This is a genomic window from Blautia sp. HA9023, from assembly GCF_056504095.1.
The window spans coordinates 362,522-376,083 of sequence record NZ_JBWLUR010000009.1 but is presented as its reverse complement, the minus strand read 5'-3'; the positions used below and the strand labels follow the sequence as shown (position 1 = coordinate 376,083).

Sequence of the window (13,562 nt, the reverse complement as noted above, 5' to 3'; positions counted from 1 at the left end):
CCCTTACATCTGGTCTTTCGCGCCGATGTGCGCCTGCCACATATCCCGGTAGAGGGGGCAGGTTTCCAGCAGCTTCTCATGCGTACCCTGTGCGTGGATGGTTCCATCCTTCACCACAACGATGTTATCTGCGCCAACAATGGTAGACAGCCGGTGTGCGATCACAATCAGGGTCTTGCCGACAGTTAAAGTGGAAATGGCTTTCTGCACCAGCGCCTCATTCTCTGGGTCGATATAGGCAGTTGCCTCGTCCAAAATGACAACCGGCGCATTTTTCAGCATGGCGCGGGCGATGGCAATCCGCTGGCGTTCACCGCCGGAAAGATGGGAACCGGCTCTGCCGACAACCGTATCATAGCCATTATCCAGCTTGCGGATAAAGGCGTCGCAGCCGCTTTGTTTGGCTGCCTGCTCCACCTCTGCGTCCGTGGCACTGGGTCTTCCCATGCGGATATTCTCCCGGATACTGCGGTTAAACAGGTAGTTGTCCTGAGATACATAGGAAATCTGGTCTGCAATTTCAGACAGCGGCATATCCTTCAGCTCATGGCCGCCGAGGGTAATGCTGCCGGATGTAACATCCCAATACCCGGCAATCAGCTTTGCCACCGTAGACTTGCCGGAGCCGGACGGCCCTACAAGGGCGGTCATGGTTCCGGGGTGGATGGCGAGATTCACATCATGCAAAACCTCTGTTGTCCCGTCATAGGAAAACGACACAGACCTAAGAGAAATACCGGTATCTTCCAGCTTGATCGGCGTTTCTTTATGGTTCAGTTCTTCGGCGTTCAGAAGCTGGCTGATTTCTTCCACATTTGTCCCCAGTACAGCCAAATCGTCCGTAAAGGTAAAGGCCGCAATAATCGGCCCAATCAGCCCCAGCGAGAAAATCACAATGGATAGGAAGGTGGAAAGTTCCAGGCTTCCGGAGAGCCAGAATGAAAAGCCGCAGGGCAGTACGCAGATCAGCACCGAGGGCAGGATGGCGTTATAAGCGCTCATGGTTTTCTGATTTTCCCGCATCCAGTCCACATAGTAGTTGGCGTTGTAATTCACCGCGTCAGAATATTTTTTGTAGGAACCGGCGGATTGGCTGAACGCTTTCACCACCTCAATGCCTCCGATATATTCCACGATGGCGTCTGTCATCTGCTTGCCTGCCTTGACAGCACCCTCCCACTTGACGGGATAGTTTTTCATACCGGCGGACATAACCACAAGGCCCACCACGAGAGTGACAAGGGACAAAAGCGCCATACGCCAGTCCAGAATAAGCAGGTACACGACAATCACAATGGGAACCAGCACATTTGCGGTCATTTCCGGGATCAGGTGTGCAAAGGTCGGCTCCATTCCCTCCACCCGGTCAACAATCGTCGTTTTATACTGGCCGGACGGAGTATCTAAAATCGTCCCCATCGGGACGCGAGCCAGCTTTGCGGTGATATTCTCCCGCAGATCACGCAGCGTGTAATAGGTCGCTGTGTGGGAAATGACTGTTGAAAGATTGGCGAAAACAACCTTTCCCAAATAACCGCACAATGCAACGATACAGGCCGTCATATAACTGGAAAAATTCTGCTCTCCCGACAGCATCAGTGTGACAATATGCGCCACGCAGAAATAGGGCACCATCTGGCAGGCCACGCCTAATACCGCAAGGATAATACTGCCGATGAATTTCCCGTGATAGGGCTTGCCCCATCCCCATAAGACGCCTATGGGCGACTCTTTCTTTTCTTCCTTCATTTTGTAGGCACCCCCTTTATAAAATAGTTTCGGATTTTTTCAAGACCGGCCTCATCCATTTGAAATTTGTCGATGATGGAACCGTCCTCAAAATGGACAATATCCGTACAACAATCTAAAAGCAGCTCAAGATCATGGGTAATGACATACAAGGTAATGCCTGCATCCCTGACTTGTTTCAAAACATTGGCAACCTCTTTCATGTGTTTGTAATCAAGACCGCTGGTCGGTTCGTCAAAAAATAAGATAGAACGCTTGGATGCGATTGCCGAGGCAATTGCTACCCGCTGCTTTTGGCCGCCGGAAAGGGACATAGGGTGTCTGTCTTTGAAGCCGATTAAATCTAACTCGGCAAGGATTTCCTCAGCCCACTCCTGATTTTCCTCCTCCATACTGATCAGGACTTCATCCAGCACAGTTTCCGTGAAAAGCTGGTGATTGACTTCCTGCATCACCATGTAGCAGGTATTTAGTCTGTCTTTAGGCCGATAAGTTCTGCCGTTCCAGATCACCTCACCGCAGCGCTTTTCAAGGCCGCAGAAACACCGGGAGAAGGTGGACTTTCCAGCTCCATTATTCCCGATGATCCCGACAATACGATTTGCGGGGATTTTACTTTCCCGGATGTGCAGCGTTTCCGGTTCGTTTTTGTAGGCAAAGCAGAAATTGCGAAGTTCCATTTGCTGACCGGCCTGGGGCAATGCTTTCGGCGGCAACAAATCTTCAAGAATAAAGGTACGCAGCCCCAACTTGGCTCTCTGTTGCTCCGTCAGGCTCTCAAACTCCGCTGCGGAGTAATCTTTTTCCACCTTTCCGCCGGTAATATAGATAAAACGATCCGCAAGACCGCGCAGATAGTAGAGCCGATGCTCTGACACTATAATTGTTTTCCCCTGCGACTTCCAAAACGCAAGTATTGCTCTCAGATCCAGGATAGAGGAAGCATCCAGGTTGGATGACGGCTCATCCATAACCAGCACATCCGGCTCCATGATGGAGACCCCGGCACAGGCAATTTTTTGCTTTTCCCCGCCGGAGAGATGAAAGATATTGCGTCCCATCAATTTCTCCAGGCGGAAATCCCGGATGGTCTTATCTAATCGTTGCCGAATACTTTGCTCCGGCTGGCCGAGATTTTCACACCCGAATGTGATTTCGCTGGTTGTGTCCACATTGAAAAATTGTGAGCGGGGGTTTTGAAACACGCTGCCAACCGTTTTCGCGGTATCATAAAGGGGCTGTTCCGAAACCTTTGCCCCATTTACCCACACTTCTCCATTCATTTTTCCTTCATAGTAATGGGGAATCAGACCGTTGATCAGCCTGGTAATTGTCGTTTTTCCACAGCCGCTTTCGCCACAAAGTACGACGCATTGACCGTCCTCTACGGTCAGATTTATATCATGGACTCCACCAGCGTTCTCGTTTTCTTCTCCATAAGAGAAAGTCACATGGTCAATCCGTATCATAGGTTCACCCCCTCCCGTCAAAAAGAAATCTGCTGCTGAAACAAAAACAAGGCAAAACAGATAACGCAAAACAGAATCGCAATCAAATCTTGAACATGGAAACCGATCTGACACACGTTTGTACGTTTAACGGGGGCTCCAAGCCCCCGTGTCAACGCAGCAGCAGAAAGTTCATCACCAATCTTCACAACGGACACCATCAAAGGAACAAGGCGATATTCCAACATCAGGAAAGGATTTTTCCCGCCGAATCGTATGCCCCGCATTTTCATTGCATCCCGGATGGCCTGATATTCTTCGCTGATGGTTGGGAAAAAGCGAAAAATGACAGACATTGGAATCACGATTTTTTCCGTGATGTGCATACGCTCCATTGCGCCGATAAACTCACTGATCGAAGTGGATGAGATCAGATAGGCACCTGTCATAATGCCGGGCGCAAATCGCGTCATGATAGATGTCACTGCCAGCACGATGAACGAGAGTAATCCGCTCAAACTCGTAAGGGCAATCCGTTCCAGTATAAAGCAAACCGCATATAGCACCAGATATTTTCCTGCTGTTTTGAAACGGCGTTCCGACAAAATCAGAGCAAAGGGGACAAGGCTTAGACACGGCTTGACGATGTTCATAATTCCTTCGTTACTGGTACTGAACATCAGTGTTGTAATCGTCAGCAGCAGAATGAGCTTTGTCCGGGGATCAAGCAGGATTCCTTTTCTTTTTTCGGTTGTTGCTGAAAATGATAGCCCGTTCATCACACAATGCCCGCTTTAGCAAAATGCTTTTTCAGAAGCGCCTTACCTAAAAGTCCGCCCAGGATCGCAAAAATGAAGATTCCGGCGATTACCAGAATAATGCTCCACATAGGCATAACAGCCATTACCCTGTCAGCGTATTCCTCACCAAAGCTGGCCGCAAAACTGGCCCAGGAATCCTCAACCATGAAATACATGGGGATATATGTACCAACCATCCAAAGGCTGAACACCGCATACCCGATCAGGCTCTTCTTGGCGCTTTTATAACCGCCGGATTTCAAGATCAGATCTCCCAGCAGCCCAAAAATCACGCCCATCGGTACGCCCCAAAATCCCATACCAGTCAGCCCCATCAGCAGGCCGCTTAAAATTCCCATAATTGTAACCATGCCGAATTTTTTAACTCTGGTCAAGAACAGCATGAACGGGATGCCGGTAATCAAAGACCACAATGCTCCGAGGATCGGCAAAAAGATAGGTACAAAGCCGACGGGAATGGCGACACAGCAGCCAATCACAAAGTAGAGAACGGTGAAAAGGCCGAGGTTAATCAGGTCTTTTGCTTGTAACTTGTTACTCATAACGAATACCTCCATTCATTTGCTGGTTAGCGTTTTCTAACCTCTCTATAAGATACCATAGTTAGCAGTAGCTCTCTACAACCAATCATCTTTTTGGCTCCAAACAGCAACGAGTTTTTTTATTGACTGACTTCGCTTACAATTCTATAATATGATTAAAATCAAGGGCAATGAGCCAGACAAATCGACAGGAGTTAAAAATGAAGATTGATGATATTTTTAGAAAATGTATTGAAATTCCCGGCGTTTCAATAAAACGTAGCGAGTTCAACGCAGAACTACTTATGAAAACTAAGGAGGGAAAAGGGTCTATGACGTTTTTTCAACTTTTCCCCGGACTTACTATTGCGTATATTTTTATAAATTCTCCGACATGGGCAGCTCCAAATTTGGGTGAAGATAGTTTCATTAAAAAAGGGCCTTTGCTCCTAAACTATTGCGTGACTGGTCGTTGCGAGATTATCTTGAATAACGGAAACTTTGTATATGTGAAAGATGGAGATATTTCTCTCACGGAGTGTTTTGCCCAAAAGCAATATGTCTATCCTCGCCGTATCTATGAGGGAATGGAGCTTTTTGTTGATACTAATACACTGGCAACAGAGAGTACATGGATACAAAAAGAGTTTGGCATAGACATCCCTAAAATCATTGAACTTTTTTGCCCAAACGATAACACTTATATCTCAGCAGTTACTCCTGAAGTTGAAGAAATATTGATTAAGCTCTGGGAACTTTTTGATATTGCGCCTCCGTTTTCGATTTCTCAAATGAAGATCTATGTTCTGGCTCTATTTTCATTACTACAAAATCTTAACAATATCCCCCCATCGCAAGCCTGCACATTTTTTACTGAAACACAGGTAGATATAGCAAAACGTGTTGAAAAAATTATCACTTCCGATTTGCGGCAACATCATCCTGCATGGGAATTGGCAGCTCAGTTTTCTGTCAGCGAAACCAGCTTAAAAAACTATTTTCGTGGCGTTTTTGGTCAAAATATTTCCATCTATCTACGGGAAGTCCGAATGAAAAAAGCTGCAGAGTTACTGACTTCTGCAAGATTGTCCGTTGCAGAAATAGCAGAGTTGGTCGGCTATATGAATCAAAGCAAATTTGCATCAGTTTTCAAAAAACAATTCGGCCTATCGCCATTGGAATACCGGCGGTCAAAAAAACTGGAAAATATATAAGATAAAGCCGGGATTGCTTGCTGGCTTGCAAAATCCCGGCTTCATCTATGCCCAAAATCAGATATAAACTAATTCCTGCAACAACACTTCCTCCACCTGCGCTTTCAGCGTGTTCATCAACCCCACCCAGCGCATGGGGTCACGGGCTTTCAGTTCCTCGGTAACGCCCGCCGCCTCCATCATGTGGGATAGTTAGAACGGTGGTTATTCCGAAATTATTCTGATTCAGGGATAATACCGGCAAGCAATGCCTGTGTTAATACACACAGGCTCGCAGAGAAGAAAATCCCTTTGTGATTTTCCTCTCCGCTTGCTTGTTGAGGGCAGCGCCCCCAAGCCCCTTTGAACACAGAATTTCATTCTGTGGCTGCGCGTTCTGCGAACGCTTTTGACCAGGACCAGCTTACCGCTGGCCGTGGTCTTTTTCTTTTTCAACATCCTGTTCTACCTCCATTTTCAGCACTCGATCTACATTCGCTTTTGCAGTCAAAAGCTCCCTCATTTCTTCACGGGAGCGCCGATACTCGGAATAAGTCTTTTTCTTTTCTTCCAGCAATTTTGCGTACTCTGTCTGTAACTCTTTGACCTTTGGCAGCTTCTTGACGCCCATCTCATCAAAGGCATTCTTAGCAGCCTGGTGGAGCAGAATTTCTTCCTCATGTTCCTCCCGGAATTTCTTAGAGTAACCCGCCTTGCGGTATGCCACATAGACCTCACGGGTCTTGGCATAATTTACGATGTGAGTACGCAGAACAGCGATCTCTGCCATGCGCTTTTCAGCCGCTTTGATCTGCGCCGAAAGTTCATTGTGATGTGCCGTGGCAGCCGCAGCCTTTTTTTCCAAAACCGCATACTCCAGCAGATTGTTCTCTGACAGGTAATTCATGGTCTGCGCCATTTGTTTCAGATTAAAAACTTTAACCCATCGCGTATAGCCAGCACCTTTTCCAGCCTGCAATTTTGCCTGAATGTCCACCAGCAGATTGACCTTCGGCGGCTCTGCCTGTGTGATTGTTTTCTTTCGCGGGGTATGTGCTTTCTTCCCTAAGAGAACTGCCCGCAAATCTTCCAATCCATATCCTTCGCCCAGACTGTCCATGCGGGCGGCTTTCTCCCAACCAGAGAGCTTCAGTCGATACGATTTTCCGCGCTTTGAGACTTCACAACCATACTCTTGCAACAGCTTCAGCAGTTCTTCAAAGTCAGCAGGACTTTGTGATAATGCGTTGTCAATCGCCACACGAAGCAGCTCTCGGTGAGAGGGCTTTGCCTGATCGCCCAGCCATTTGTTATAGCTCTTTCCGTGAAGTTTCGGATTCTCTACAATGGACAGTCCATTCTCAATACAGATGGTGTCACTTAGCCGACGAACCGCCTTGGTACTGCCCCAAAAATTGCGGAACTTCCGGTCATATTCTAAGCTGACCGATGACCAGATAATGTGATTATGAATGTGCGACTTGTCTATGTGAGTGCAGACCACAAAGGCATGATTGCCTTTAGTAAAACGCTTTGCAAATTCTACGCCCAGCCGGTTTGCTTCTTCCGGGGTAATCTCACCAGGGCGGAAGGACTGGCGCACATGATAGGCAATCACATCATCTGTGCCACGCACTCGTCCGGTAGCGGCAATGTACTGTCGCTTTGCCAGAAGGAACTCCGCATCCGCAGTCCGGCTATCACACGCATAGCCGGTAATGAGCCTGCCGTTATCTGTTTTCTTTGGATTGGCCACATAGTCGATGATGTCACTGATCGCCCGACTCTCTGTGCGGCCTTTGCCGACATGAAGCGGCATGATTCTTGTAGTTGCCATAAAAAGCCCTCGTATCAATGGAAAGTCTGGTATCGGAGGAACTTTTGATTGCGAGAAATTCTGGAATGATGATAAAACCATCTTTGTTGACATAGTAAGCTGTGGTTTTTCCATCGTCGGTGATGACAATCATATCACTGCAACCGATGGAATGACCTTTGAAATTCTTCGGTCATTGCTTCTGCAAGCGTGTTTTAATGTCAGCCGGAGTTTCCCCCGGCTGGATTCTTCCAATATACACCTGCTGATAGTTTTCTATCTGAACTGTTCTTCCTTCGCTTTTCAGTTTCTCGTAAGAACGAAAACGGACATCCCTATACTCTGAGGTATCTTTTACCTGATATACTGCACACTGACTTGTACTCATTCTTCTTCCTCCTCTTCCAGTTCCATTTTATAATCTTCCAGATCCATAAGAAAAATCTCATACCCTTCATCACTCATGCAGAACAGTTTTCTTATGGTATTGCAGACAAGACCAATCATATCCGCATCGCCTTTTAAAAAAGGAATGATATGGTCGATTGCCTCCATCGTGTCATTTCTGTTTCCTTTATCAAACATTGCGGTTACTAAACATTCATCCGCATCAAAATTCATCGCCAGATCCATCATAATTCCACCTCTCCTTTCTTATGTGTCTTGGATTTTTCTGTTGTCTTATTCTGCTCCTGTGCTTTTGCCTTTGCCTGAAAATCTTTTAAAGACTGCAGCACAGACTTCTTCACTTCACCTTTTGCTCTGCTTGCAGGTTCCGCCTTTTGTGTCTGGCTCTGACTTACAGATACCGGTTCCTGCTTTGCCCTTCTGTCTGCCGTAACCGCAGAAGGTTTCTGTCCACTTCCTATTACTGTTTCTGCCGTATGTTCCGTTTCCTTTACCCTTCCATGCTTTTCATCCAGATACTTTTCCATGTCTGCGATTGCTTTCTGCACCAGAGAGCTTTCTTTATAGTGAGGAATCATATCTATCAAATCACGCCGTATCCGGTCTGCACTCATCAACTCATATTCTCCGGAATAATTTTCATCACCATCTTGCAGATCAAATCCGATTCCTTTAATCCCATGCAGTCTCTCTGCTGGGATACTCTCATATATTTTAATGGCTTCTTCTAAAGTGAGGTTGTTATGGTACTCTCCCATGACCGGAAACTCCATGCACTCTGCGACATAAAAACTGATCGTGGCTTCTGGCTGTTCCTGCTCCGGCTGTTTGTCAAAAATAGAAAATCGCTCTGTATCTTCCAGACGGAAAAGTAAAGAACGGGCAGTTATAACATCGCTGTCTATATCGGATTCCTCGGATACCTCAAGCAGCCAGTCCTTGATAGTTTCTGTTTTCTTATTCAAAATATCCTCCGTGAGTTTTTCCACCTGTTCTTCTCTATTTTCAACTGTATCGTTATACTCATAGGTATCAACGTCATAGCTAAAATTATCCAGGTCCACAGCGAGCTTTTTAATCTCCTGCTGGTCAAGATATTTTTCGGATTCTTTTATATACTCTGCCAGAGTAATTCGCTCCTCTGCAATCGGGTTAATATCCACCTTAATTCCTGCCATCGCTATACCAGATTCATTTAAGGCATTGAAAAAGCTATCTTCTCGAATATCACCTTTATAGGAAAGAACCACATCAAGGTCAGAATCTTCCCGGTAAAGGTCTTGTCTGCTTCTGGAACCATACACTCTTGCAGCAAGCAGCTCTACCTCCTGTTCCATTCCCATATCTTCTAATACTGCCTGTGCATGATACAAGACACCTCTTTCAACATCTGCCCTGCTCAGACTGTTTAATGCCAGTTCATTTCTTCCAATCTCAGAAGTCGCACGAAGTTCCCCCTCCTGCAATAAATCTTTAGAGTGCTGGATCGTCATTTCTTCAAATTCTTTATAATCCACTTTGACACATTCCAGGTCATCCATTCTTTCACTTTTAAGGATTTCATAAGCAGCTTCCTGAATAGATGCGTCTGGATTATCATAATCACCACCCTGGATTTCATGCAGATCAGAGTCATAAAAAATAAACGAATATCCTTCTTCTGTTGCCTGTATGGTCAGATACCCTTTACTCCTGGTAAACTGCATTGCGATTCCTTCATAGGTTTGCATTGCTTCTTCCCTGCGAAATCCTTCAAAAATACTTGCCGGGCAGTTCTTTTCTAATTGTATCCGCTGTATCTGTTCTTCCTGAACTTCTTCCACATCTGCCATCAGATCTTCGTAATCCACTACTTTTGCATCTTCCAGTGAGTACCCTTTATCTTCTAAAATATCACTGGCAGCTTCATCTACATAGCTTGTCGGATTGTCATAGATTCCTCCATCATCCTCCTGATAATCTTCATTATAAAATGTATAGTCATAGCCATCTTCTGCGGTCTGGATTGTAAAGTATTGTTTTCCAATCTGATATGCAATCTGTACCTCATTCCAGTCCAGCATGTTTTCCATTTTATTTACCGCTTCATATATTTCTGGATTCAGCCACCCTCCGATCTGTTCATACGCATGGGTAAGCCGATCTATTCCGTTTTCACATCGGATGAAATCCATGCTTTCCTGCATTGTTTCCGTATTCTGGATACCAAGCACTTTTTCCTGATGATTGGGCAAACGTAAATACTCCTGCATCGCTTCATCCAGTGATTCATACCGGTTTACTTTTACTACACCTTCTGCATTTACATCTTCCATCACATAAAAATTATCAACGTAATGGATCTCTGGCATTTTCAACTTTATGCCTTCTGGCAGCTGCACCTCACTGACTGCATGGAAATTAAACCGGACATCCGTTCCAGATTCATTTTTTCCTTCCATCGTTTCTTCCCAGGTATCTTTCTGTACTGCCTGTATTTCTTCGATTGTAAGTGTCTGTCCACTCCGCAGGGTTACAGCAGAATCTTTCGGGAATTCCGACAAATCATAGAGTGTTGTTCCATTTTCCTGCAAATATTCTGATACAGCTTCTAACGCTCCTGCATCAAACCCATTCCACAAGTCCTCCGCTACAAGCTGTCCATTTTCCGCTACGATAATGCCTGCCACATCGGAGCCAAATTCATCATGTTCCATTAAGAAAAACTTCTCCCCGGCATATTCCTTTTCATCAACCGTATGCCATGTCCCGTTATGTCCTTCTGCTTCATACCCTCTTGTCTCTGCCGTGATCGTCACTTCGTTTTCTCCTATCGCCTGTTCTATCCTCTGCATCCGGATCTCAGCTCTTGCCATGTCGATAAACCCATCTAAAACTGCCGGGTGGCTTTCGATCACATAATCCAGGTTCAGATTTCTGCCCCGGCTGATATTTTCCGGGACTTCGATATGCTCCGCCCAGTCTTTGTTCTGTCTGGAAAATCTTCCATCATGGGAAAGTTCACGGATGGTATTTGCCATAACAAAATTCATACGTTCTTCCCCGAAGCGTTCCACGACTTCTTTTGCCGCATCCTGCTTTAAGTGCAGCCCGTCAAAATTCTCCCGGACGGCTTCTTCGATTGCTTTCTTACAGTCCAGGTTTAACTTTCTGGAATCCAGATAAGCATCCACATCCCGTTCTCCCATTGCCTGTTCCAATGTTCCTTTATAAACTGGCGGATATGCCCTGACGGAATTATGTTCCAGCATGTTCATTCTCTGCTGGACAAACTCCGGAAGTTCCTGAAATCCAAAAGAATCTACATAATAGGCTGTGATCTCTGCACCCCTGTTTATCACGATCACATCACTTACCGATAAGGAATGGCCACGGAAATCTTCCGGTCGGTCAATGTTAAAGCGTTCAAATATATTGTCTAACGTCATCGTTGGCATCCACGGTGCTGCATAAACCATCCTGTAATCCTTTCCGTCAATGGTATAGCCCAGACTCTTTGCGGATTCCATTCCCATAAACTGATAAGTATGCTCATCTCCGGTATCCATCTGATAAATGGCAAACCTTCCGCTTTCTCCATGCAGAAGAAGTGTCTCATCAATCTTTTCTGCACTCTGCTGTACCAGTGCTTCCTGTTTTGTAGCAGATATTTCTCTCTCTTTCTGCACTTCCCATTCTGTTTCTGTGATTCCAAAGATACCGTCATATCCAAGGATCTCACTTTCCGTCTCCACAAGCATCTGTTCTGCCCGTTGTGGATTCTCTGGATTTCCGTGTAAGATATAAATTTCTGCCCCTACACGGTACAGTTCATATGCCCGGTCTTTCGTAAGCGGGAGCATATGGTCTAACTGAATTCCTGCCTCGTGCATTTCCGTAAAACCGATCATGCCATCCGGGAAATTGTCAATCTGTGCCTGTGTTTCATTCATAAGGCTTCTCGTATATTCACTTCCCGGTCTGCGGATTGCGGTCATCATACGGTTCACCAGTCCAAGCACTTCGTCTTTGTCATCCATCTTATATGCAAAATTCACAATAAGATTTCTCTGGGAATCTGTGAAATTTCCTGTATTTGCAGCTTCTGCCGTTTCAATCAGACGGTGAGCATACTGCATGGCTGTTTCTTCTACAATCTCCGGTTCTTTCACTGGGAAGTTTGCCCTTGCTGCCTGGATTACTTCATACACTAGCTTTGAACCGGCTTCATCGTAAGATTCCCTCATGTCCCATACCAGGTCATTCAGTCTTTCCACCCGTCCGGGGAAAGTTTCTGCATATTCATTTACAAATGCCTTTTCTTCTTCCGAAAAAATATTTCTTGGAAACTCTGCTTTATGCACCAACATCTCTGCCTGCTCTTTCGGAGAAAGGTCAGAAAAATAAGTAACGCCTGTGTCAGCATCATATTCCACATCATAAAAATCAATCGGATAATTCTCTCCGTGTCCACTGCTGTCATAGAGTGGTGTGACGGCAGCACCTTTTTCCTCCAGAAAACTTTCCAGTGGTTTCTCATTCTCCTCTATCTCACCACTTTCCAGAAGGCGGACGTATTCCCCCACATTCTGCTCTAACTGTTCCCTGCTCATGTTTTCGATCAGGTCATAAGTAAACTCGGAACCCATGCTGCCTGAAAGATGCAGGATCAAATCTTCCTTATGGAAGGTATCCCGCACCGATCTTTCCATTTCCAGTTCGTGCATTTGTGTCTCGATATTCTCAATGACTTCTGCAGACGTTTTCCGGATGGTATCCATAGATGCCCGGAGTGCTTTCATATCCTTGCTCTCACACCAGCTGGCAATATAGGTAAAAGAGTATTCTGAAGTATCCAAACCAAAGTGATTGCAGACAATATAGGCAATACTTTCTGCTTCTACTTCTTTTGTTGTCCGGTCTTTTAAAATTCCTTCCGCATCCATTACCTCCCGGTCATGCAGCAATGCATGGCTTACTTCGTGTACTCCGGTTTTCATGGTCTGAAGATTACTCATATCTTCCTGAATTGCAATATACTTTTCTGTCTGATGATAATAGCCTTTTGCTTCCCCTTCTATTTCCATCATGCGGATTGGCACAGGAGAAATGTTCTGCAATGCTTCCATAAATGTGTCATAAAACTGTACACTCCCGGTAAGTTCCGATACTTCCAGCTCTGCAATCGGCTCTCCCTCTGTCTGGCTGACATCAAATACCGTTGTCACACGGAACCTTGGAATGACCATCTCCACGATCTCTGTTTCCGGCTGACCGTCATCCCCGATCACCGGCTCTTTTGTTACAGGGTCAATCTTTTCAATCTCCTGTTTCTCACGGATGGGTGCCGGTGCGATGATCTGGATTCCTTTTTCCCCACGTTTTACATGGCGGTTAAACTTCTTCTGCCACGCCTGATACCCTGCCACCAGAGTAGCCTCCGGTTTCTGCATGGTGATCAGAAGGGTGTTATTAAAACTGTAATTATGGAACTTGGACATGGTATTCAGATATTCCGTATACCGTTCCGAAGTAAAAATCTCTTTTACGCCCTGTTCCAGCCGTTCCGATATTTCCTTTAACTGTTTCTCTATATTATTTGCCATAAAACAAATCCTCCTTTTGGA

8 protein-coding genes and 2 pseudogenes are annotated in these 13,562 nt (G+C 45.6%); 1 reads left to right on the top strand and 9 read right to left on the bottom strand.

The features are described 5' to 3' along the window. Positions 1 to 3: 3 nt before the first annotated feature. Genes AC04Q6_RS15505 through AC04Q6_RS15490 form a run of 4 tightly spaced genes read right to left on the bottom strand, consistent with a single transcriptional unit; the run spans position 4 to position 4,560 of the window. Positions 4 to 1,749 carry an ABC transporter ATP-binding protein gene (locus AC04Q6_RS15505; RefSeq protein WP_118071404.1) on the bottom strand — a complete coding sequence of 582 codons (1,746 nt, stop codon included), beginning with the start codon at positions 1,747 to 1,749 and terminating at the stop codon, positions 4 to 6. Next, positions 1,746 to 3,218 (bottom strand): ABC transporter ATP-binding protein, encoded by a 1,473-nt coding sequence (locus AC04Q6_RS15500; protein WP_118071405.1) that lies wholly within the window; start codon positions 3,216 to 3,218, stop codon positions 1,746 to 1,748. The genes AC04Q6_RS15505 and AC04Q6_RS15500 overlap by 4 nt, the downstream gene beginning before the upstream one ends. Positions 3,219 to 3,235: 17 nt before the next feature. Further along, positions 3,236 to 3,976, bottom strand: a complete 741-nt coding sequence (locus AC04Q6_RS15495; RefSeq protein WP_015524598.1) for an energy-coupling factor transporter transmembrane component T — start codon at positions 3,974 to 3,976, stop codon at positions 3,236 to 3,238. Continuing rightward, positions 3,976 to 4,560, bottom strand: a complete 585-nt coding sequence (locus AC04Q6_RS15490; protein WP_015524597.1) for an MptD family putative ECF transporter S component — start codon at positions 4,558 to 4,560, stop codon at positions 3,976 to 3,978. Before AC04Q6_RS15490 ends, AC04Q6_RS15495 begins: the two co-directional genes overlap by 1 nt. Positions 4,561 to 4,760: 200 nt before the next feature. On the opposite strand from AC04Q6_RS15490, the gene AC04Q6_RS15485 reads away from it, so the two are divergent. Further along, a complete protein-coding gene (locus AC04Q6_RS15485) occupies positions 4,761 to 5,753 on the top strand; it encodes an AraC family transcriptional regulator (protein WP_092072845.1) in 993 nt (330 codons plus the stop codon). A gap of 57 nt (positions 5,754 to 5,810) precedes the next feature. Here AC04Q6_RS15485 and AC04Q6_RS15480 read toward each other — a convergent pair. The 5 genes and pseudogenes from AC04Q6_RS15480 to AC04Q6_RS15460 form a co-directional block, all read right to left on the bottom strand. Continuing rightward, positions 5,811 to 5,945, bottom strand: a pseudogene (locus AC04Q6_RS15480) (TnpV protein); the annotation flags it as partial. Positions 5,946 to 6,156: 211 nt separating this feature from the next. After that, entirely contained in the window at positions 6,157 to 7,569 is a 1,413-nt protein-coding gene (locus AC04Q6_RS15475) for a relaxase/mobilization nuclease domain-containing protein (RefSeq protein ID WP_118071407.1), read from the bottom strand. After that, a pseudogene (locus AC04Q6_RS15470) lies at positions 7,502 to 7,936 on the bottom strand (YodL domain-containing protein). Before AC04Q6_RS15470 ends, AC04Q6_RS15475 begins: the two are co-directional and overlap by 68 nt. Then, entirely contained in the window at positions 7,933 to 8,184 is a 252-nt protein-coding gene (locus AC04Q6_RS15465; protein WP_055066054.1) for a transposon-transfer assisting family protein, read from the bottom strand. Before AC04Q6_RS15465 ends, AC04Q6_RS15470 begins: the two are co-directional and overlap by 4 nt. Beyond that, positions 8,181 to 13,541 (bottom strand): DUF3849 domain-containing protein, encoded by a 5,361-nt coding sequence (locus AC04Q6_RS15460; protein WP_118071408.1) that lies wholly within the window; start codon positions 13,539 to 13,541, stop codon positions 8,181 to 8,183. The genes AC04Q6_RS15465 and AC04Q6_RS15460 overlap by 4 nt, the downstream gene beginning before the upstream one ends. Between the last annotated feature and the right edge of the window lie 21 nt (positions 13,542 to 13,562).

What these genes read in the sequence shown, in the direction of transcription:
- AC04Q6_RS15485 (WP_092072845.1), top strand. Translation starts at nt 4,761, where the DNA reads ATGAAGATTGATGATATTTTTAGAAAATGTATTGAAATTCCCGGCGTT.
- AC04Q6_RS15495 (WP_015524598.1), bottom strand. Translation starts at nt 3,976, where the DNA reads ATGAACGGGCTATCATTTTCAGCAACAACCGAAAAAAGAAAAGGAATC.
- AC04Q6_RS15500 (WP_118071405.1), bottom strand. Translation starts at nt 3,218, where the DNA reads ATGATACGGATTGACCATGTGACTTTCTCTTATGGAGAAGAAAACGAG.
- AC04Q6_RS15490 (WP_015524597.1), bottom strand. Translation starts at nt 4,560, where the DNA reads ATGAGTAACAAGTTACAAGCAAAAGACCTGATTAACCTCGGCCTTTTC.
- AC04Q6_RS15505 (WP_118071404.1), bottom strand. Translation starts at nt 1,749, where the DNA reads ATGAAGGAAGAAAAGAAAGAGTCGCCCATAGGCGTCTTATGGGGATGG.
- AC04Q6_RS15465 (WP_055066054.1), bottom strand. Translation starts at nt 8,184, where the DNA reads ATGATGGATCTGGCGATGAATTTTGATGCGGATGAATGTTTAGTAACC.
- AC04Q6_RS15460 (WP_118071408.1), bottom strand. Translation starts at nt 13,541, where the DNA reads ATGGCAAATAATATAGAGAAACAGTTAAAGGAAATATCGGAACGGCTG.
- AC04Q6_RS15475 (WP_118071407.1), bottom strand. Translation starts at nt 7,569, where the DNA reads ATGGCAACTACAAGAATCATGCCGCTTCATGTCGGCAAAGGCCGCACA.